Origin of the sequence: Nocardioides sp. Leaf307 (genome assembly GCF_001423135.1) — a bacterium.
In the GTDB taxonomy this organism is placed as follows: Bacteria; Actinomycetota; Actinomycetes; order Propionibacteriales; family Nocardioidaceae; genus Nocardioides; species Nocardioides kribbensis.
This window is the reverse complement of the sequence record NZ_LMNY01000001.1, coordinates 1,143,657-1,162,491: the sequence shown is the minus strand read 5'-3', so window position 1 is coordinate 1,162,491 and position 18,835 is coordinate 1,143,657. Positions and strand designations below refer to the sequence as shown.

Here is an 18,835-nt window from a genome sequence, read left to right as displayed (position 1 = left end):
CTAGCGTCAGCCCCATGACCCGCCCCGACCTCGCCACGCTGCTCGACCTCGCCCGCGCCTGGACCGCCGACGACCCCGACCCGGCCACCCGGGCCGAGCTGGACGCGGTCGTGGCGGCGGCCGAGGCGGGCGACGCGGCGGCGCAGGACGACCTGGCCGACCGCTTCGACGGCACGCTGGAGTTCGGCACGGCCGGCCTGCGCGGCGCCCTGGGTGCGGGGCCCCGCCGGATGAACCGCGTGGTGGTGACGCGGGCGGCCGCCGGTCTCGCGGCGTACCTCCGGGGGACGGGGGCGCGCGGCGGCGTGGTGATCGGCTACGACGCGCGGCACAACAGCGACGTCTTCGCGCGCGACACCGCCGAGGTGATGACCGGCGCCGGCTTCGAGGCCCACCTGCTGCCCGCCCCCCTGCCGACACCCGTGCTCGCCTACGCCATCCGCGAGCTCGGCTGCGCCGCCGGCGTGATGGTCACCGCCAGCCACAACCCGCCCGAGGACAACGGCTACAAGGTCTACCTCGGCGACGGCAGCCAGATCGTCGCCCCCGTCGACGCCGCCATCGCCGCGCAGATCGCCGCGGTCGGCCGGGTCGCCGACGTGCCCCGCGGTCGCCCCGGGCGGGTGCTGGGCGAGGAGGTCGTCGACCGCTACCTCGACACCACCGCCGCCCTCGTGGCCGACGGGCCGCGCGACCTCGACATCGTCTACACCCCCCTGCACGGCGTCGGCGGCACCTCGGTCGCCGCGGTGCTGGAGACGGCCGGCTTCGCGGCCCCCCGCGTGGTGGAGCAGCAGGAGCAGCCCGACCCCGACTTCCCCACCGTCGCCTTCCCCAACCCCGAGGAGCCGGGCGCCATGGACCTGGCCATGGAGCTGGCCGCCCGCGTCGACGCCGACCTCGTGGTCGCCAACGACCCCGACGCCGACCGCTGCGCCGCGGCCGTGCCGACCCCGCAGGGCTGGCGCATGCTGCGCGGCGACGAGGTCGGCGCCCTGCTCGCCGACCACCTGCTGCGCTCGGGCCGCGAAGGCACCTACGCCACCTCCCTCGTCTCCTCCAGCCTGCTCGGCACCATGGCCGCTGCCGCCGGCCAGCCCTACGTCGAGACCCTCACCGGCTTCAAGTGGATCGGTCGCGTCGACGGCCTCGCCTTCGGCTACGAGGAGGCGCTCGGCTACTGCTGCGACCCCGAGCACGTGCGCGACAAGGACGGCGTCTCGGCGCTCCTGCTGCTGTGCGACATCGCCGCCGGGGCCAAGGCCGAGGGCCGCACGCTGCTGGACCTGCTCGACGACATCGCACGCCGCCACGGCCTGCACGCCACCGACCAGCTCTCGGTGCGCGTCGAGGACCTCGGCGTCATCACCCGGGCGATGCAGACGCTGCGCTCCACCCCGCCGACCGTGCTCGGGGGCCTCGCGGTGGAGGCGGTCGACGACCTCGCCGCTCCGCCCGCCGGCGGCCTGCCGCCCACCGAGGGCCTGCGCTACCGACTCGCCGAGGGCGCGCGCGTGGTCGTGCGCCCCAGCGGCACCGAACCCAAGCTCAAGTGCTACCTCGAGGCGGTCGTGCCCGTGGCGGCCGGCCCCGACGCCGACGTGGCCGATGCCGTCGCGGCCGCCCGCATCGTCGCCGCGGGACGCCTCGACGCCGTCCGCACCGACCTCGCGGCCGCCGCGGGGCTGTAGGCCCCGGCCGGGGCCCGGCGCTGCGCGACGAGGTCGCACGGGCAGGGTCCTACGAGCAGGGTCACACGAGCAGGGTCACCACGAGGGCGACGGCGAGCACCACGACGACGCCCACCCAGGGCCAGCTGGTGCTGCGCCGGGCCTCGCCGAGCAGCGCCTCCTGCTCGGGCGAGCGGGCCGCCACCCCGCGCGCCAGACGGGCCTGCTCGGCCAGGTGGCGCAGCCGCTGCTCGACGAAGTCGGCCTGGTCGACGCCCTTACCCGCGGGCGCGGTGACCTCGCTGAGCCAGCTGCTGGGGCGACCTCCCCGACGGGCCGCACGTGCCTCGCCGATGAGCTGGCGCGAGCTGCGCGCGATGGTCGGGGAGACGAAGCGGCGCTCACCGGCGAAGACGGCCAGGACGTGGCGCACGACCACGCTGGTGACCGCGGCCAGCGGCACCCGCTCGGTGCGCACGAGGTGGCGCAGCACCAGCACGTCGCCCTCGACCCAGACGGCCGGGCGCAGCATGACCAGCCACACCACGACCTCGAACAGCGCGACGCCCACGACGAGGGCCGGGCCCAGCCCGCCGTACACGCCGGCCAGGACGAAGACGGCCGGACCGATGGCGAGACCGAGGTAGCCGGTGAACCTGCCGTTGCTGGGCGGGAAGCGCTGGACCTCGACGCTCTCGTCGACCACGTGACTCTCCTCCACCCGTGCTGACCGGCTCCAGCGACGCTCGTCGCCCACGCACCCATCCCATCATCCAGGGCCAGGGCGAAGCACCCGCGGCCCGACGGTCAGCGGCCCTTGACAGTGACGACGGTCACTCACTAAATTCTGCAATCGATATCAGTAATCGATTACAGGAGGTGGGCCGTGGCCAACATCCAGGACGTCGCGCGCCACGCCGGTGTGTCGACCGCCACCGTCTCCCGCTTCCTGGCCGGGGAGCACGTGCGCAGCCACGACGCCGTGGCCGCGGCGGTCGAGGCCCTGGACTACCGCCCCAGCCGCACCGCCCGTGGCCTGCGGATGGGAAGGCACCTCGCCGTCGGCGTGGTCGTGCCCGACATCACCAACCCCTTCTTCGCCGCGGTGACCCGCGGCGTGGAGGAGGTGATCACCCCCGCGGGCCTCCAGGTCGTCATCGCCAACAGCGGTGAGAGCGTGGCCCGCGAGGCCGAGCTGGTCGGCGACCTCGAGCGTCGGGTCGACGGCATCGTGCTCGCCCCTGCCACCGAGACCGACGTGGTGCCGAGCCGGCTCGCGGCCTCCGGCACACCCGTGGTCTTCGTCGACCGCGTCGTCACCAGCGGCAGCGACGTGGACTCCGTCGAGGTCGACAACGCTGCCGGTGCCCGGCTCGCGGCCGAGCACCTGCTCGGCCTCGGCCACCGCGCCATCGCCGTGATCAGCGGGCCGCAGACCTGCACGCCGGGCCGCGAGCGCCACGAGGTCTTCCTCGCCGTGCTCGCCGAGCACGGGGTCGTGCCCGCGGCCGACCACGTCGAGATCGCCGACTTCACCGAGGCGGGCGGGTCCGCGGCCATGCACCGTCTCCTCGAGCGACCCGACCGGCCCACCGCCGTCTTCGTCGCCAACAACCTCATGGTCGTCGGCGCCCTCAAGGCCATCCGTCTGCGCGGGCTGCGCCTCCCCGACGCCCTCTCGGTCGTCGGCTTCGACGACCTCGACCTGGGCGCTCTCCTCGATCCCCCGCTGACCGTGGTCGACCGACCCACCGTCGCCCAGGGCGCGGCGGCCGGACGCCTGATGCTGGCCCGCCTCGAGCACCCCGACCAGCCCCGAGCCTCGCTCACCCTCCCCGTCGAGCTCGTCGTGCGCGGCTCGACCGCCGCCCCACCCAGGAGCCCCCATGCGTGACAGCGTCCTCGTCGTCGGCAGCATCACCGCCGACCTCACCACCTTCGCGAGCCGACACCCCGAGCCCGGGGAGACCCTGCTCGGCTCCGACTTCGGCCTCGTGCTCGGCGGCAAGGGCGCCAACCAGGCCCTCGCCGCCCGGCGGGCCGGAGCCCCGACGACGATGGTCGGCTGCGTGGGCGACGACCTCTTCCGCTCCGTCGTCCTGGAGGGCCTGCACGCCGAGGACGTCGACACCTCCCTCGTGCGCACCGTGTCCGGTCCCACGGGGATCGCCCACATCCGCGTCGACGGCGCCGGGGAGAACAACATCGTGATGGTGCCCCTGGCCAACGCCGCGCTCGGCCCCGCCGAGGTCGAGGCGGCCGTGCGCGCCGCCGCGCCGCGCGCGTCGGTGCTCCTGCTGCAGCTCGAGATCCCCCTGGAGTCGGCGGTCCACGCCGCCCGGGTCGCGCGGTCCCTCGACATGACGGTCGTCCTCGACCCCGCCCCGGCCGCCTCCCTCCCCGAGGAGGCGTGGGCCCTGGCCGACGTCGTGACCCCCAACGAGTCGGAAGCCGCACGCCTCACCGGCACCACGGTCACCGACACCGCGAGCGCCGCCACCGCGGGTGCCTGGTTCGTGGAGCGCGGCGCCGGGCGGGCGGTGATCACCCTGGGCGGCCAGGGAGCCGTCGTGGTCGAGGCCGGCGGCACGACCGCGCACGCCCCCTTCCCGGCCGATCCGGTCGACACCACCGCCGCCGGCGACGCCTTCGCCGGCGCCCTCGGCGCCTCACTCGCCCGCGGTCTGGCCTGGGCCGACGCGCTGCAGCGCGCCATGGCCGCAGGTGCCCTCGCGGTCGGCGTGCGGGGCGCCAGCCCCAGCCTCCCCACCGCAGCCATGGTCGACGCGCTCCTCGAGCGTCACCCCCGACAGGAGACCCACCGTGCGTCGTAACCGCGCCACCCTCAACGCCCAGCTCAGCCGCGTCGTCTCCGAGATCGGCCACACCGACCTCCTCGCCGTCACCGACGCCGGCCTGCCCATCCCCGCCCACGTCGAGCGCGTCGACCTGGCCCTGGCCGAGGGCGTGCCGTCGTTCCTCGCCGTCCTCGACGTCGTGCTGGCCGAGCTCGAGGTGGAGGGTGCCACGGTGCCCGCCGAGATCGCGTCGCACTCCCCCGCGATGCTCGCCGAGCTGCGGAGCCGCCTCGCCGAGCGCGGCGTCGAGCTGACCCTCGTGCCCCACGTGGAGTTCAAGGCCCTCTCGCACGGCGCCCGCGCGGCGGTCCGCTCCGGCGAGTTCACCCCCTACGCCAACGTGCTGCTGCACGCGGGCGTCGTCTACTGAGGTCCGCCGTGCGACTCGAGCTGCACCAGATCCACCAGAGCTTCGGCGACAACGCCGTCCTCAAGGGCGTCGACCTCACCGTGGAGCCCGGTCGGGTGACCGCCCTCGTCGGGGAGAACGGCGCGGGCAAGTCGACCCTCACCCGGGTCATCTCCGGCGTCCACCAGCCCGACGGCGGACGCCTGGTCGTCGACGGCCACGAGGCGGCCTTCCACGGACCCCAGGACGCGATGGCCCGCGGCATCCGGGTCATCTACCAGGAGTTCCGGCAGAACCTCTTCCCCCACCTCGACATCGCCTCCAACCTCTTCGTGCTCGACCCGACCGCCCGCTTCGGACGCTTCCCCGTGCGCCGCGCCGCGCGGCGGCGGGCAGCGCGGGAGATCCTGGACCGTGTCGGCCTCGACGTCGACCCCTCCCGCCTCGTCTCCTCCCTCGGTGTCGCCGAGCAGCAGCAGCTGGTCATCGCCAAGGCGATGAGCGAGGACGTCCGGCTGCTGATCCTCGACGAGCCGACGGCGGCCCTCGACGACGCCGAGTCGGAGCTGCTGTTCACCCAGGTCGCGCGACTGCGGGACCAGGGGGTCGCCCTCGTCTACATCAGCCACCGGCTGAAGGAGGTCTTCGCCCTCGCCGACGAGGTGGTCGTCCTGCGCGACGGCCAGGTGGCGCTGGCGGCGGCGCCGGCCGAGACCTCCGAGGCCGAGGTGGTGACCGCGATGGCCGGTCGCAGCGTGGAGGACCTCTACCCGCGGCACTCGGCCCCGACCGAGCGCCCTCGACTCGAGCTGTCCGGGTTCAGCGCGTCGGGCCTGGTTGCCGACCTCGACCTGGTCGTGCACGAGGGCGAGGTGGTCGGCATCGGCGGCGTCGCCGGGTCGGGCAAGGGCGAGATCCCGCGTGGCCTGTTCGGACTCGCCTCGACGGTCGACGGCGAGGTCCGCATCGACGGTGAGGTCGTCGAGCTCTCGAGCCCGCGGCGGGCCATCGCGGCCGGCGTCGCCTACGTCAGCCCCGACCGGCAGGCCGAGGGGCTGCTGCTCCAGCAGTCGGTCGGTGCCAACATCTCCCTCGCCTCGCTGCCCGACCTGGCCCCCCGCGGCGTCGTGCGCCGCGGCGAGGAGCGACGGGTCGCCGGCGACATGGTCACGCGCCTGGGCATCCGCACCCGCTCGGTCGACACCGAGGTCGGCGACCTGTCGGGGGGCAACCAGCAGAAGGTGCTCTTCGCCCGCTGGCTGCGGCGCCGCCCGCGCGTCCTCCTGCTCGACGAGCCGACGCGGGGGGTCGACGTCGCCGCGAAGGCCGACATCTACCGCCTCATCGACGAGCAGACCCGCGAGGGCACCGCGATCCTCCTCGTCTCCTCCGACCTGCCCGAGCTCGTCGCCATGTGCGACCGCGTGATCGTCGTGCGGCACGGCCGCGCCGTCGCCGAGCTCAGTGGACCCGCCCTGACCGAGGAGTCCGTCCTCGCCCACGCCCTGGAGAGTGCCTCATGATCGACAAGCTCGGACCCCTCGGACGCGAGCTGCGCGCCATCTGGATGCTGCTGTTCGTGGCGGTGCTGCTCTTCATCGCCACCCCCGACTTCCTCGTCACCGCGAACCTGCTCAACGTGCTGCTCGCGGCCACCGTCACCGCACTGCTGGGGGCGGGCCAGACCTTCGTCATCATCCAGGGCGAGATCGACCTCTCCGTGGGCGCGGTGCTCGGCCTCTCCGGGGTGACCACGGCGCTGGTCCTGCAGGACCACTCGCTCGTGGTCGGCCTCGGCGCGGGTCTCCTCGTCGGCTGCGTCGCCGGGCTGGTGAACGGCCTGCTCGTCACCAAGACCCGGATGCCCTCGTTCATCGCCACCCTGGCGATGATGTCGGTGGTCGCCGGCCTCACCCTGCGCATCACCGAGGGCAACCCCGTGGCCGTGGCCGACGAGGGCTTCCGCGCGATCGGGCGCGCCAAGCCGCTCGGCGTGCCGCTGCCCATCCTCATCATGCTCGTCGTCTTCGTCGTCTTCGGCCTGCTGCTCTCGCGCAGCCGCTTCGGCCGCTACGTCTACGCGGTGGGTGACAACCCGGAGGCCGCACGGTTGTCCGGCATCCCCGTCGACCGGGTCAAGATCTCCGCCTTCGTCATCAGCGGCCTGCTCGCCGCCATCGGCGGCTTCATCCTCACGGCCCGGCTCAGCACGGCCCAGCCGACGGCTGGCAGCGGGTTGGAGCTCGCCGCGATCGCCGCGGTCATCATCGGCGGCACGAGCCTGGCGGGGGGTCGCGGCGCCCTCGTCGGCACGGCGATCGGCGCCGTGCTGCTCGGCACCATCGACAACGGACTCAACCTGCTCGACGTCTCGCCCTTCCTCCAGGACGTCGTCAAGGGGCTCGTCATCCTCTTCGCCGTCTACCTCGACCGCAACGGCGAGGTCCTGCGCCGCCTGGTGCGCCGCGCCACCCCGACACGACGCCGCGACCCGGCCCCGACCCCGGTCGGCTAGCCCGGCCCGCACACCCTGCACGACACGTCCCCACCCACGCACCGCCCACCCACGCACCGCCCATCCACGCACCGCCCACCCAGATCGGAGCACCACCATGCGACTGTCCCCGCGACCCACCCTGCGGACCACCACCCTCGCGCTTCTCGCCACCAGCACCCTGCTGCTCGCCGGCTGCGGCCGCGGGGAGGAGGCGGCCGCCGACGACCAGACCGCCACGCTCGTCATGAGCACGCTGAACAACCCGTTCTTCGTGTCGGTCGCCGACGGCGCCGAGGCGGGCGCGCAGGAGCTCGGCATCGACCTCAGCGTGCAGAACGCCAACAACAGCGACCAGGCCGCCCTCGACCTCACGGTCGACGCCGTGGGCCGCACGCCCGACGTCCTCATCATCGACCCGGTGAGCAGCCAGGGCGGCACGGCCATGGTCGAGCAGGCCAACGACGCGGGCGTGCCCGTCATGGCCTTCGACCGCGCCCCCGACGGCGGTGACCTGGAGACCTTCATCGGCTACGACGCGGTCCAGGCGGGCAAGGCCGGCGCCGACGCGCTGGCCGAGGCCGTCGGTGAGAAGGGCACGGTCGTCGAGATCCAGGGCATCATGGGCACCAACGTGGCCCAGGAGCGCAGCCAGGGCTTCCAGGAGCAGATCGCGACCTATCCCGGCATCGAGGTCGTGGCCACCCAGGCCGCGGAGTTCGACCGGGGCACCGCCCTCGACGTCATGACCAACGTGCTCCAGGCCAACCCCGACATCGACGGTGTGTACGCCGCCAACGACGAGATGGCCCTCGGCGTGGTCGCCGCCCTGGAGAGCCGGGGGCTGGCGGGCACGGTGCAGGTGGTCGGCAACGACGGCATCGCCGACGCCCTGGAGGCGGTCGAGGCCGGCACCATGTACGCCACGCACGCGGAGTCGCCGTACTCGCTGGGCAAGGAGGTCATGAAGATCGCCGCAGCCATCGCCGACGGCGAGGAGCCTGGTGAGACGAAGGTGCTCGAAGGCACGCTCGTCACGAAGGCGGACGTCGCCGACTTCTGTGCCACGCTTGAGGACCTCGGCGACACCGACACGTGCGCCGCTCTGTGATCACCGTCCCCTCGCCGGACCGCCCGGCAGCAGCACCCGAAAGGCATCTCACGTCGTGACAGTCTCAGTGCCCGCGTCGGGCCAGGCTCTCCGCACCAGCGGCGACCTGGCCGACGTGGCCTCCACGGACGCGTCCCTGCGCCGTTTCCTCCACGGGCTCCCCGGTGTCGACCAGGTCGGCGCCGAGGCCCGGGCCGCGTCGCTGGCGACGCGCTCGATCAAGACCACGGCCAAGGAGCACGCGCTCGACCTGGCCATCCGCATGGTCGACCTCACCACCCTCGAGGGCTCCGACACCCACGGCAAGGTGCGCGCGCTGGCCGCCAAGGCCGTGCGCCCCGACCCCGCCGACCCGGCGTGCCCGTCTGCGGCCGCGGTGTGCGTGTACCCCGACATGGTCACCACCGCGAAGGAGACCCTCGGCGACAGCGGCGTGCACGTGGCCGCCGTGGCCACCGCCTTCCCGAGCGGTCGCGCGGCCCTCGACATCAAGCTCGCCGACACCCGCGACGCGGTCGAGGCCGGCGCCGACGAGATCGACATGGTCATCGACCGTGGGGCCTTCCTCTCCGGCCGCTACCTCCAGGTCTTCGAGGAGATCGTGGCCGTGCGCGAGGCCTGCGCCCGCGCCGACGGAGAGGACGCCCACCTCAAGGTGATCTTCGAGACCGGCGAGCTGCAGACCTACGACAACGTCCGCCGGGTCTCCTGGCTGGCCATGCTGGCCGGCGCCCACTTCATCAAGACCTCGACCGGCAAGGTGCAGCCCGCCGCCACCCTGCCGGTGACGCTGGTGATGCTGGAGGCCGTGCGCGACTTCCGCCGCCAGACCGGCCAGATGGTCGGGGTGAAGCCCGCGGGCGGCATCCGCACCAGCAAGGACGCGATCAAGTACCTCGTGATGGTCAACGAGGTCGCCGGCGCCGACTGGCTCGACCCGGACTGGTTCCGCTTCGGCGCCTCGACGCTGCTCAACGACCTGCTCATGCAGCGCACCAAGCTGCGCACCGGCCGCTACTCCGGCCCCGACTACTTCACCCTGGACTGATCCCATGACACCCAGCAGCCCCTTCGACTACGCCCCGGCGCCCGAGTCGCGCGCCGTCGTGGACATCAAGGCGACCTACGGCCTCTTCGTCGGCGGAGAGTTCGTCGACGGCCACGGCACGCCCTTCAAGACCGTCGACCCCGCCACCGAAGAGGTCCTCGCCGAGGTCGCCGAGGCCAGCGACGCCGATGTCGACGCCGCGGTCAAGGCCGCCCGCAAGGCCCACGAGCGCGTGTGGGGCCGGATGCCCGGCCGCGAGCGCGCCAAGTACCTCTACCGCATCGCGCGGATCATCCAGGAGCGCAGCCGCGAGCTGGCCGTGCTGGAGACCATCGACAACGGCAAGCCGATCAAGGAGTCGCGCGACGTGGACGTGCCGACGGTCGCCGCGCACTTCTTCTACTACGCCGGCTGGGCCGACAAGCTCGAGCACGCGGGCTACGGCACGACCCCGCTCGGCGTCGCCGGCCAGGTCATCCCGTGGAACTTCCCGCTGCTGATGCTGGCGTGGAAGGTCGCGCCCGCCCTGGCCTGCGGCAACACCGTGGTGCTCAAGCCGGCCGAGACGACGCCGCTGACCGCGCTGCTCTTCGCCGAGATCTGCCAGCAGGCCGACCTGCCCGCGGGCGTCGTCAACATCGTCACCGGCGCGGGCGCCACCGGCCAGGCCCTCGTGGCCCACCCCGGCGTCGACAAGGTCGCCTTCACCGGCTCGACCGCGGTCGGCAAGGCCATCGCCCGCACGGTCGCCGGCACCTCCAAGAAGGTCACGCTCGAGCTGGGCGGCAAGGCGGCCAACATCGTCTTCGACGACGCCCCCGTCGACCAGGCCGTCGAGGGCATCGTCACCGGCATCTTCTTCAACCAGGGCCACGTCTGCTGCGCCGGCTCGCGCCTGCTGGTGCAGGAGTCGATCGCCGAGGAGGTCCTCGACCGGCTGCGCGAGCGGATGTCGACCCTGCGCCTGGGCGACCCGCTCGACAAGAACACCGACATCGGCGCGATCAACTCCGCCGCCCAGCTCGCCCGCATCCGCGAGCTGGCCGACATCGGCGAGCAGGAGGTCTCCGGCGAGCGCTGGTCGCCGGCCTGCGAGCTGCCCGAGCGGGGCTTCTGGTTCCCCCCGACGGTCTTCACCGGGGTGACCCAGGCCCACCGCATCGCCCGCGAGGAGATCTTCGGCCCCGTGCTGTCGGTGCTGACCTTCCGCACCCCCTCCGAGGCGGTCGAGAAGGCCAACAACACCCCCTTCGGCCTCTCCGCCGGCATCTGGTCGGAGAAGGGCTCGCGCATCCTGGAGATCGCGAGCCGGCTGCGCGCCGGCGTGGTGTGGGCCAACACGTTCAACAAGTTCGACCCCACCAGCCCCTTCGGCGGTTACCAGGAGTCCGGCTACGGGCGCGAGGGCGGCCGTCACGGCCTCGCGGCCTACCTCGAGGGAGGACAGCGATGAGCGACCGCATCGACGTGCGCAAGACCTACAAGCTCTACGTCGGGGGCGCCTTCCCCCGCTCGGAGTCCGGCTACACCTACGAGGTCACCGACGCGAAGGGAGCCTTCGTGGCCAACGCCGCCCTCGCCTCGCGCAAGGACGCCCGCGACGCCGTCGTCGCCGCCCGCAAGGCCTTCGGTCCCTGGTCGGGCCGCACGGCCTACAACCGCGCCCAGGTGCTCTACCGCGTCGCCGAGGTGCTCGAGGACCGTCGCCCGCAGTTCGTGCAGGCCGTCGTGCAGTCCGAGGGACTCTCGGCGAGCAAGGCCGAGCGCGTGGTCGACGAGTCCGTCGACCGGCTGGTCTGGTACGCCGGCTGGGCCGACAAGATCACCCAGGTGGTCGGCGGCGCCAACCCCGTCGCCGGGCCGTTCTTCAACCTCACCACCCCCGAGGCCACCGGCGTCGTCGCCGTCCTCGCCCCCGAGCGGTCCTCGCTGCTCGGGCTGGTCACCGCGATCGCGCCGGTCGTCGTCACGGGCAACACCGCGGTCGTCGTGTCGTCGTACTCCCGGCCGCTGGCGGCGGTGACCCTCGCCGAGGTGCTCGCCACCTCCGACGTGCCCGGCGGCGTGGTCAACGTGCTGACCGGGTCGGCCGCGACCCTCGGCCCGTGGCTGGCCTCGCACATGGACGTCAACGCCCTCGACCTGCTCGGCACCGCGGGCCAGACCGAGCTGGCGCGCGACCTGGAGGTGGCCGCGGCCGACAACCTCAAGCGCGTGCGTCGCGCCCCGGCGGCCGAGCCCGACTTCACCCGCGAGCCCGGGCTCGACACCATGACCGACTTCCTGGAGCTTAAGACGGTCTGGCACCCGATGGGCGTCTGACCCGAGTCACGCACCCCGACAGCAGCGACATCGACGACGCCCCCGGCCCACGGCCGGGGGCGTCGTCGCGTGCGGGCTCGCGGAGGAGGCTCGCGTGGCGGGGTCAGTCCGCGGCGGCCAGGGCGCTGCGGGTGGCGGTGACCACGTCGGCGACGGCCTGCCGCGCGGCGACCGGGTCGACCGGGCGCGCGGCGGTGAGGGTCACCCGCACGACGGCGCTGCCCTCGCGGAACCACACCCGCGAGACGCCCGTCGGGTCGTCGCCGTCGAGCAGGGTGCCGCAGGCCTCGAGGTCGGCGGGGAGGCCGACGACCGGCGACTCCACCGTCTCGCCGCGCGAGCGCATCAGCGCGCACGCCTCGTCCCAGGTGCGCTGGGCGGCCTCCTCGTCGCTCTCGGGGGCCGCCGACCCGGTGTCGGTCGAGGGCGAGCCGGAGGCCTCCGTGGCGGGCCCCGCGGAGGATCCGGTGGAGGACCCGGTGGAGCCGGACTCCTCGGGCTCCTCCTCGACGACGACCGGCACGCTGAGGACGCCGATCGAGCCGACGTCGTAGGCGCGCAGGCGACAGCCACCGGCCACGAGGTCGCCGGTCGCCTCGACACCCGGCGCCTGCCAGTCGAGGCTGCGCAGCAGGGAGGTGTCGAGCACCTGTCCGCAGACGCGCGGGGAGACGTCGGGCGGGTCGGCAACGGGGGCCTCTCCCCCGCCGGCGACGGCTGTCGCCGTCACGACCACGACCGCGCCCGCCACGAAACCCGCCGCGACGCCGAGCGCGGTCCTCTTCTCCACCATGGGGCCCTCCTGCCCGCCGGGCCCGCCCCCGAAACACCGACGCCCCGCGCCAGGCGGCACAATGGGCCGGTGCGTGCCCGGGTGATCGTCCTCGCCGGCCCCTCCGGGTCGGGCAAGTCGCGACTCGCGGAGCGGATCGGGCTGCCCGTGCTGCGCCTCGACGACTTCTACAAGTCCGGGGGCGACCCCACGCTCCCGCGGATCACCGAGGGCGCCAACGCCGGCATCGTCGACTGGGACCACCCCGACTCCTGGCTGCCCGAGGACGCCCTCGAGGCGATGGTCGCGCTGTGCCGCGACGGGCGCGCGGAGGTGCCGGTCTACGACATCGCCCACGACGGTCGCACCGGCACCCGGCTGCTCGACCTCGGCGGCGGCGACCTCGTCCTCGCCGAGGGCATCTTCGCCCAGGACGTCGTGGGCCCGGCCCGCGAGGCGGGGATCCTCGGGGCGGCGCTGTGCATCCGTCGCTCGGCCGCGCTCACCTTCTGGCTGCGCCTGACCCGCGACCTGCGCGAGCACCGCAAGCCACCGCTGGTGCTGGTGCGCCGGGGCCTCGCCCTGGCCCGCGCGCAGCGCGGTGTGGTGGCCGACGCCGTGGCCAAGGGCTGCCGCCCGGTCTCCCCCGACGAGGCCGTGGCCGTGGTCGACGCCCTGCGGGCCGGGGCGCCGGCGCCGTGACCGGCGGCGCCCCGCTGCCCTTCGGGCCCGCGCTGCGTCAGCCCGACCAGCGCTCCTGCGGCGCGGCGGTGGTGGTCGTGGCGCGCATGCTGGACGACGCGGCGTACGCCGAGCGCGCCCTGCCCCGCTTCGGCGCGGAGGTGCTGGCCGCCCACCGACGGCTGACCGGGGCGCGGGACGCGACCGGTGCCCTGCAGGCACCGTGGCCGCGCGCCGTCGGCACTCCCCCGTGGGCCGTCGCCCGCGCGCTGCCCCGCGGCCCCCACGGGGTGCGCCGGGCCCGCGGCCGCTTCGAGGACCTGCTGCGCGCGGTCGGCCACGGCCCGGCCGCGCTCTACGTGGGCGACCGGTGGCTGCCGCGCCACGTGCTGCTCGCGGTGGGACGCGACGGCGACGGGCCCGCGGCCCGCCTGGGGGTCTACGACCCCGGGTCCGGCACGGTGCGCACCCTGACCCGCGACGCCTACGCCGACGGCGCACTCCCCCTCGGCCGCTGGCGGCGACCCTGGTTCGCGGTGCTGCCGACGCGGTCGGCTCAGGCCTCGGCGGCCAGCGCGGCGTAACCAGGCTTGACCACGCCGTCGATGATCGCGAGGCGCTCGTCGAAGGGCAGGAAGGCCGACTTCATCGCGTTGACGGTGAACCACTGCAGGTCGTCGAGCCCGTAACCGAAGGCGTCGACCAGCGAGGCCATCTCCGCGGTCATCGACGTGCGGCTCATCAGCCGGTTGTCGGTGTTGACGGTGACCCGGAAGCGCAGGTCGGTGAGCAGCTTGATCGGGTGCTCGGCGATCGAGGCCGCCGCGCCGGTCTGCACGTTGGAGGCCGGGCACATCTCCAGCGGGATCCGCTGGTCGCGCACGTAGGAGGCCAGCCGGCCCAGGGTGACCGAGCCGTCGTCGGCGACGGCGATGTCGTCGACGATGCGCACGCCGTGGCCGAGCCGGTCGGCGCCGCACCACTGGATCGCCTCCCAGATCGACGGCAGCCCGAAGGCCTCGCCGGCGTGGATGGTGAAGTGGGCGTTCTCGCGCTGGAGGTACTCGAAGGCGTCGAGGTGGCGGGTGGGAGGGAAGCCCGCCTCGGCCCCGGCGATGTCGAAGCCGGCGACACCGCGGTCGCGCCAGGCGATGGCGAGCTCGGCGATCTCCATCGACCGGGCCTGGTGGCGCATCGCGGTGAGCAGCTGGCGCACGACGATGCGCCCGCCGGTGGCGGCGACACCCTGCGCGAAGCCCTCGGCCACCGCCGCGACGACCTCGTCGAGGGTGAGCCCGGCGTCGACGTGCTGCTCGGGGGCGTAGCGGACCTCGGCGTAGACCACGCCGTCGGCGGCCAGGTCCTCGACGCACTCCCGCGCGACCCGGGTGATGGCGGAGCCGTGCTGCATGACCGCGACCGTGTGGTCGAAGGTCTCGAGGTAGCGCACCAGCGACCCGGAGTCGGCCGACTCGGCGAACCACGCCCCGAGCGCCTCCGCGGAGTCGGCGGGCAGCGCGTGGCCGACCTCGGCGGCCAGCTCGAGGATGGTCTGGGGGCGCAGACCACCGTCGAGGTGGTCGTGCAGCAGCACCTTGGGCGCGCGCCGCACCTGGTCGTGGGTGGGCGTGGGGCGGGCGGTCGGTGCGGTCACCCCCCGATCCTCCCGCACCGCCACCCGCGACCGGAGCGCCGGGTGGCGCGCTAGGGTCCCCAGACGGTGTCCGGTCGCGGCCGGCGCCACGACCGCCACCCGCCACGAGAGGCCCCCCATGCGCACCTTCAGCACCTTCGACGAGCTCTCCGCCGCCGCCGGCGAGGAGCTCGGCACCAGCGACTGGGTCGAGATCGACCAGGCGCGCGTCGACACCTTCGCCGACGCCACCGGCGACCACCAGTGGATCCACGTCGACGTCGAGCGCTCGGCCGAGGGCCCCTTCGGCGGCACCATCGCCCACGGCTACCTCACGCTCTCGCTGATCCCGTGGCTCGGGTCCTCGGTCTTCGCCCTCGAGACCCCCGGGGCCAAGCTCAACTACGGCGTCAACAAGGTCCGCTTCCCCAACCCGCTCCGCGTGGGCAAGCGGGTGCGCCTCACGGTCACCATGGGCGAGGTCACCGACCTCCCGGCCGGCAAGCAGATCACGCTGCGCCACGTCGTCGAGATCGAGGACGAGCCCAAGCCGGCCTGCGTGGCCGAGACCGTCGTCCTCCTGCTCGAGGGCTGAGCCCGCGCGGCGGCGCTCAGGCGCTGCCGTACGGCGTGAGCAGCTGGTCGACCGGGGCGAAGGCGTCGGTGAGCACGTCGGCGTCGCCGGTGAAGGCGTCGAGGTCGGCGTCGGCGCGCACCTCCCACTCCAGGTCGCGGCGCTCCAGGCCCGCCGCCAGCGCCGCGAGGTCGAGGGGCCGGTCGGAGCCGACGACCACGACGTTGCCGCCCGCGGTGCCCGCGAAGGCCGCCGGCCGGGCGAGCACGGCGACGTGGTCGAAGACCTCCCGCAGCGTCGCCGTCTCGGCCCGCACGAAGGCCAGCGGGCCGTGGTCGATCAGGTTCATGACGTAGACGCCGTCGGACCGCAGCACACGGTGCACGTCGTCGACGGCCTCGACCGTCGTGAGGTGCCACGGCACGGAGACCCCTCCGAAGGCATCGCCCACCACGAGGTCGCGGCTGTCGTCGGCGAGCCGGTCGAGGCCCAGACGCCCGTCCTCGACACGCACCTCGAGGTCGGGGCCGGTCTCGAGCCCGAGCCGGTCGCGGTCGACCTCGATCACCCCCGCGTCGATCTCGGAGACCACGCTCGAGGTGCCGGGCCTGACCTCGGCGAGGTAGCGCGGCAGCGTCAGCCCGCCGCCGCCGAGGTGGAAGGCCTCGAGCGCCTCGCCGGCGGGGAAGGCGGTGTCGACGACCGTGGCCGCGGCCTGCACGTACTCGAAGTCGAGGTAGGTCGGGTCGGAGAGGTCGACGTAGGAGTTGCGCACCCCGTCGAGCACCAGCACCCGTCCGTCGGGACGCTCGGGGTCGTCCTCGACGACCGCGCAGTGGTAGGTCGTCTCCACGTCGCAGCCGCCGGGGGCCACCGCGGCGCCGAGTCCCGCGGCGCCGACCAGCACGAGGGCGGCCGCGCCGGCGCGCCAGCCGCGCACGCGCCAGTCGGCCGCGACCCCCGCGAGCACGAGCAGCACGCCGAGACCCACCAGGATCGTGCTGACCGGCACCGTCGAGACCAGCACGAACCCGGTCACGACCGTGCCGGCGATGGACCCGGCGGTGCCGAGCCCGGAGAGCCGGCCCACGACCGTGCCGGTCTCGGCCAGGGTCGTCAGCCGCAGCTTGGTCACCATCGGCGTCACCGCCGCCAGCAGGGCGCCGGGCACGAGGATGGTCAGCGTCGCGGTCGGCAGCAGCAGTCCGCCCGAGTCGAGCTCGGCGGCGCTGCGCACCAGCAGGGGGGTCAGCGCCACGACCACCCCCGAGACGGCCAGCAGCGCGCCGAGGGTGCGCCGCGGGTCGACGACGTCGGCGGCGCGACCGCCCGCCCAGGAGCCGAGGGCGATCGCGGCGAGCGCGATCCCGATGACCACGGTGTTGGTCTCGAGGGTGAGCCCGAGGTAGGGCGCCAGCAGCCGCAGCGCCACCAGCTCGACCACGAGCACGGCCGCCGAGGAGCCGAAGACCAGCGCGCCCGCGGCGCGCGGGCCCAGGCCCGTGGCCGGGATGCCGGCAGGGGTGCCAGCGGGGGTGCCGGCGGGGTCGGGGGTCATCCCACGCGGTCGATGACGATCGGGCCGACGGCGACCTCGGTGCCGGCGGGCACGACGTCGTAGCCGCCCTCCAGCGAGGCCAGGGCGCGCTCGAAGCGGGCCGGCTCGTCGGTGTGCAGCGTGAGGAGCGGCTCGCCCGCGCGCACGGCGTCGCCCGGGCGGGCGTGCCACACGACCCCGGCGCCGGCCTGCACCGGGTCCTCCTTGCGGGCACGGCCCGCACCCAGGCGCCACGCGGCCATGCCCACGGCCATCGCGTCGAGGCGGCTGAGAACACCGTCGGCCGGGGCGGTGACGACGTGCTGCTCGCGGGCCACCGGCAGCGTGGCGTCGGGGTCGCCGCCCTGGGCGGCGACCATGGCCCGCCAGGCGTCCATGGCCGACCCGTCGGCGAGCCGGTCGGCGGGGTCGACGTCGGTGACGCCGGCCGCGGTGAGCATCTCGCGGGCCAGCGCGACGGTGAGCTCGACGACGTCGGCGGGTCCGCCACCGGCGAGGACCTCCACCGACTCGCCCACCTCGAGGGCGTTGCCGGCGGTCAGGCCGAGCGGGGTCGACATGTCGGTGAGCAGGGCGACCGTGCGCACGCCGGCGTCGGTGCCGAGGGCGACCATCGTCTCCGCCAGCTCGCGGGCCCGGTCGACGGACTTCATGAACGCCCCGGTGCCGACCTTGACGTCGAGCACCAGGGCGCCGGTGCCCTCGGCGATCTTCTTGCTCATGATCGAGGAGGCGATGAGCGGGATCGCCTCGACCGTGCCGGTGACGTCGCGCAGGGCGTAGAGCTTCTTGTCGGCCGGGGCGAGCCCGTCGCCGGCGGCGCAGATGACCGCGCCGACCGACTCCAGCTGGGCCATCATCTCCTCGTTCGACAGCGCCGCGCGCCAGCCGGGGATCGACTCGAGCTTGTCGAGGGTGCCCCCGGTGTGACCCAGGCCGCGACCCGAGAGCTGCGGCACCGCCACGCCGCAGGCGGCGACGAGCGGGGCGAGCGGGAGGGTGATCTTGTCACCCACGCCACCGGTGGAGTGCTTGTCGGCGGTGGGCCGCGAGAGCGAGGAGAAGTCCATGCGCTCCCCCGACGCGATCATCGCGGCGGTCCAGCGGGCGATCTCGGCGCGGTCCATGCCGTTGAGCAGGATCGCCATCGCCAGTGCCGACATCTGCTCGTCGGCGACCTCGCCGCGGGTGTAGGCGTCGACGACCCAGTCGACCTGGCTGTCGCTGAGGCGCTGGCCGTCGCGCTTGGTCGTGATGACCTCGACCGCGTCGTGCTTGCTCACGTGGGGCTCCTTGTCGACGGCTCCGTCGCCGTCACCGTTGGGCTGGGACCGGCACCCTAGGACAGGTCGTCGGGTCCGAAGGCATCCGGCAGGACCTCGGCCATGGTGCGCAGCCCGGAGACGGTCCACAGCTGCAGCTCACGACCGCCGTTCTCGAACAGCAGCTGGCGGCAGCGGCCGCACGGCATGATGACCGCGCCGTCGCCGTTGACGCACACGAAGTGCGTCAGCCGGCCCCCGCCGGTCAGGTGCAGCTGGCCCACGAGGCCGCACTCCGCGCACAGCGTCACGCCGTACGCCGCGTTCTCGACGTTGCAGCCGGCCACGGTGCGCCCGTCGTCGACCCGCGCCGCCGCGCCCACCGCGAAGCGGGAGTAGGGGGCGTAGGCGTGCGTCGCCGCCTCGACCGCGACGGCCCGCAGGGCCGCCCAGTCGAACCCGTCCGGGGAGTCCGGGGAGTCCGGGACGTCGGGGGCGGCCAC

At 74.3% G+C, this 18,835-nt stretch carries 19 protein-coding genes; 13 read left to right on the top strand and 6 right to left on the bottom strand.

Going from position 1 to position 18,835, the window contains the following annotated elements:
- Positions 1–14: 14 nt before the first annotated feature.
- Positions 15–1,691 (top strand): phospho-sugar mutase, encoded by a 1,677-nt coding sequence (locus tag ASF50_RS05330; protein ID WP_056903703.1) that lies wholly within the window; start codon positions 15–17, stop codon positions 1,689–1,691.
- Positions 1,692–1,752: 61 nt separating this feature from the next.
- Here the strand turns inward: ASF50_RS05330 and ASF50_RS05325 are convergent, their stop codons facing one another.
- A complete protein-coding gene (locus ASF50_RS05325) occupies positions 1,753–2,376 on the bottom strand; it encodes a hypothetical protein (RefSeq protein ID WP_056903702.1) in 624 nt (207 codons plus the stop codon).
- 180 nt (positions 2,377–2,556) lie between these two features.
- Between ASF50_RS05325 and ASF50_RS05320 the strand changes: the two genes are divergently transcribed.
- The 9 genes from ASF50_RS05320 to ASF50_RS05280 all read left to right on the top strand — a co-directional run bounded on the left by ASF50_RS05320 (position 2,557) and on the right by ASF50_RS05280 (position 11,852).
- A complete protein-coding gene (locus tag ASF50_RS05320; protein ID WP_056863886.1) occupies positions 2,557–3,564 on the top strand; it encodes a LacI family DNA-binding transcriptional regulator in 1,008 nt (335 codons plus the stop codon).
- Positions 3,557–4,504, top strand: coding sequence for a ribokinase (locus ASF50_RS05315; RefSeq protein ID WP_056903701.1), 948 nt, complete (start codon positions 3,557–3,559; stop codon positions 4,502–4,504). Before ASF50_RS05320 ends, ASF50_RS05315 begins: the two co-directional genes overlap by 8 nt.
- Positions 4,494–4,898: a D-ribose pyranase gene (gene rbsD, locus ASF50_RS05310; RefSeq protein ID WP_056863884.1), complete on the top strand. Its 405-nt coding sequence runs from the start codon at positions 4,494–4,496 to the stop codon at positions 4,896–4,898. Before ASF50_RS05315 ends, rbsD begins: the two co-directional genes overlap by 11 nt.
- An 8-nt stretch (positions 4,899–4,906) precedes the next feature.
- Positions 4,907–6,400: a sugar ABC transporter ATP-binding protein gene (locus tag ASF50_RS05305; protein WP_082502771.1), complete on the top strand. Its 1,494-nt coding sequence runs from the start codon at positions 4,907–4,909 to the stop codon at positions 6,398–6,400.
- A complete protein-coding gene (locus tag ASF50_RS05300; RefSeq protein WP_082500192.1) occupies positions 6,397–7,392 on the top strand; it encodes an ABC transporter permease in 996 nt (331 codons plus the stop codon). The genes ASF50_RS05305 and ASF50_RS05300 overlap by 4 nt, the downstream gene beginning before the upstream one ends.
- A gap of 97 nt (positions 7,393–7,489) precedes the next feature.
- A complete protein-coding gene (locus tag ASF50_RS05295) occupies positions 7,490–8,482 on the top strand; it encodes a substrate-binding domain-containing protein (RefSeq protein WP_056903699.1) in 993 nt (330 codons plus the stop codon).
- Positions 8,483–8,549: 67 nt separating this feature from the next.
- Complete coding sequence (deoC, locus tag ASF50_RS05290) at positions 8,550–9,530, top strand: deoxyribose-phosphate aldolase (RefSeq protein WP_200920092.1); 981 nt, start codon at positions 8,550–8,552, stop codon at positions 9,528–9,530.
- Positions 9,531–9,534: 4 nt separating this feature from the next.
- Positions 9,535–10,983 carry an aldehyde dehydrogenase family protein gene (locus ASF50_RS05285; protein WP_056903698.1) on the top strand — a complete coding sequence of 483 codons (1,449 nt, stop codon included), beginning with the start codon at positions 9,535–9,537 and terminating at the stop codon, positions 10,981–10,983.
- Positions 10,980–11,852: an aldehyde dehydrogenase family protein gene (locus ASF50_RS05280; RefSeq protein ID WP_056863880.1), complete on the top strand. Its 873-nt coding sequence runs from the start codon at positions 10,980–10,982 to the stop codon at positions 11,850–11,852. Before ASF50_RS05285 ends, ASF50_RS05280 begins: the two co-directional genes overlap by 4 nt.
- Before the next feature lie 103 nt (positions 11,853–11,955).
- Here ASF50_RS05280 and ASF50_RS05275 read toward each other — a convergent pair whose 3' ends face one another.
- Positions 11,956–12,645, bottom strand: coding sequence for a hypothetical protein (locus tag ASF50_RS05275; protein ID WP_056903697.1), 690 nt, complete (start codon positions 12,643–12,645; stop codon positions 11,956–11,958).
- A gap of 69 nt (positions 12,646–12,714) precedes the next feature.
- On the opposite strand from ASF50_RS05275, the gene ASF50_RS05270 reads away from it, so the two are divergent.
- Both ASF50_RS05270 and ASF50_RS05265 read left to right on the top strand, forming a co-directional pair.
- Positions 12,715–13,326: a hypothetical protein gene (locus ASF50_RS05270; protein ID WP_056863878.1), complete on the top strand. Its 612-nt coding sequence runs from the start codon at positions 12,715–12,717 to the stop codon at positions 13,324–13,326.
- Positions 13,323–13,889, top strand: a complete 567-nt coding sequence (locus ASF50_RS05265; RefSeq protein ID WP_056863877.1) for a hypothetical protein — start codon at positions 13,323–13,325, stop codon at positions 13,887–13,889. Before ASF50_RS05270 ends, ASF50_RS05265 begins: the two co-directional genes overlap by 4 nt.
- On the opposite strand, the gene ASF50_RS05260 is transcribed toward ASF50_RS05265, so the two are convergent.
- Complete coding sequence (locus tag ASF50_RS05260) at positions 13,862–14,959, bottom strand: adenosine deaminase (protein WP_056903696.1); 1,098 nt, start codon at positions 14,957–14,959, stop codon at positions 13,862–13,864. The genes ASF50_RS05265 and ASF50_RS05260 overlap by 28 nt on opposite strands.
- Before the next feature lie 118 nt (positions 14,960–15,077).
- Here ASF50_RS05260 and ASF50_RS05255 point away from each other — a divergent pair, with 118 nt between their 5' ends.
- Entirely contained in the window at positions 15,078–15,533 is a 456-nt protein-coding gene (locus tag ASF50_RS05255; RefSeq protein WP_056863875.1) for a MaoC family dehydratase, read from the top strand.
- A gap of 16 nt (positions 15,534–15,549) precedes the next feature.
- On the opposite strand, the gene ASF50_RS05250 is transcribed toward ASF50_RS05255, so the two are convergent.
- The 3 genes from ASF50_RS05250 to ASF50_RS05240 are packed head-to-tail and all read right to left on the bottom strand — an operon-like array spanning position 15,550 to position 18,835.
- Positions 15,550–17,070, bottom strand: a complete 1,521-nt coding sequence (locus ASF50_RS05250) for a fused MFS/spermidine synthase (protein WP_056903695.1) — start codon at positions 17,068–17,070, stop codon at positions 15,550–15,552.
- On the bottom strand, positions 17,067–18,353 hold the full coding sequence (locus ASF50_RS05245; RefSeq protein WP_056903694.1) for a thymidine phosphorylase: 1,287 nt from the start codon (positions 18,351–18,353) through the stop codon (positions 17,067–17,069). Before ASF50_RS05245 ends, ASF50_RS05250 begins: the two co-directional genes overlap by 4 nt.
- 56 nt (positions 18,354–18,409) lie before the next feature.
- Positions 18,410–18,835 (bottom strand): cytidine deaminase, encoded by a 426-nt coding sequence (locus tag ASF50_RS05240; protein ID WP_056863872.1) that lies wholly within the window; start codon positions 18,833–18,835, stop codon positions 18,410–18,412.

Coding starts and splice junctions, on each gene's coding strand:
- ASF50_RS05330 (WP_056903703.1), top strand. CDS start 15: ATGACCCGCCCCGACCTCGCCACGCTGCTCGACCTCGCCCGCGCCTGG.
- ASF50_RS05315 (WP_056903701.1), top strand. CDS start 3,557: ATGCGTGACAGCGTCCTCGTCGTCGGCAGCATCACCGCCGACCTCACC.
- ASF50_RS05300 (WP_082500192.1), top strand. CDS start 6,397: ATGATCGACAAGCTCGGACCCCTCGGACGCGAGCTGCGCGCCATCTGG.
- ASF50_RS05295 (WP_056903699.1), top strand. CDS start 7,490: ATGCGACTGTCCCCGCGACCCACCCTGCGGACCACCACCCTCGCGCTT.
- ASF50_RS05285 (WP_056903698.1), top strand. CDS start 9,535: ATGACACCCAGCAGCCCCTTCGACTACGCCCCGGCGCCCGAGTCGCGC.
- ASF50_RS05280 (WP_056863880.1), top strand. CDS start 10,980: ATGAGCGACCGCATCGACGTGCGCAAGACCTACAAGCTCTACGTCGGG.
- ASF50_RS05275 (WP_056903697.1), bottom strand. CDS start 12,645: ATGGTGGAGAAGAGGACCGCGCTCGGCGTCGCGGCGGGTTTCGTGGCG.
- ASF50_RS05255 (WP_056863875.1), top strand. CDS start 15,078: ATGCGCACCTTCAGCACCTTCGACGAGCTCTCCGCCGCCGCCGGCGAG.
- ASF50_RS05250 (WP_056903695.1), bottom strand. CDS start 17,070: ATGACCCCCGACCCCGCCGGCACCCCCGCTGGCACCCCTGCCGGCATC.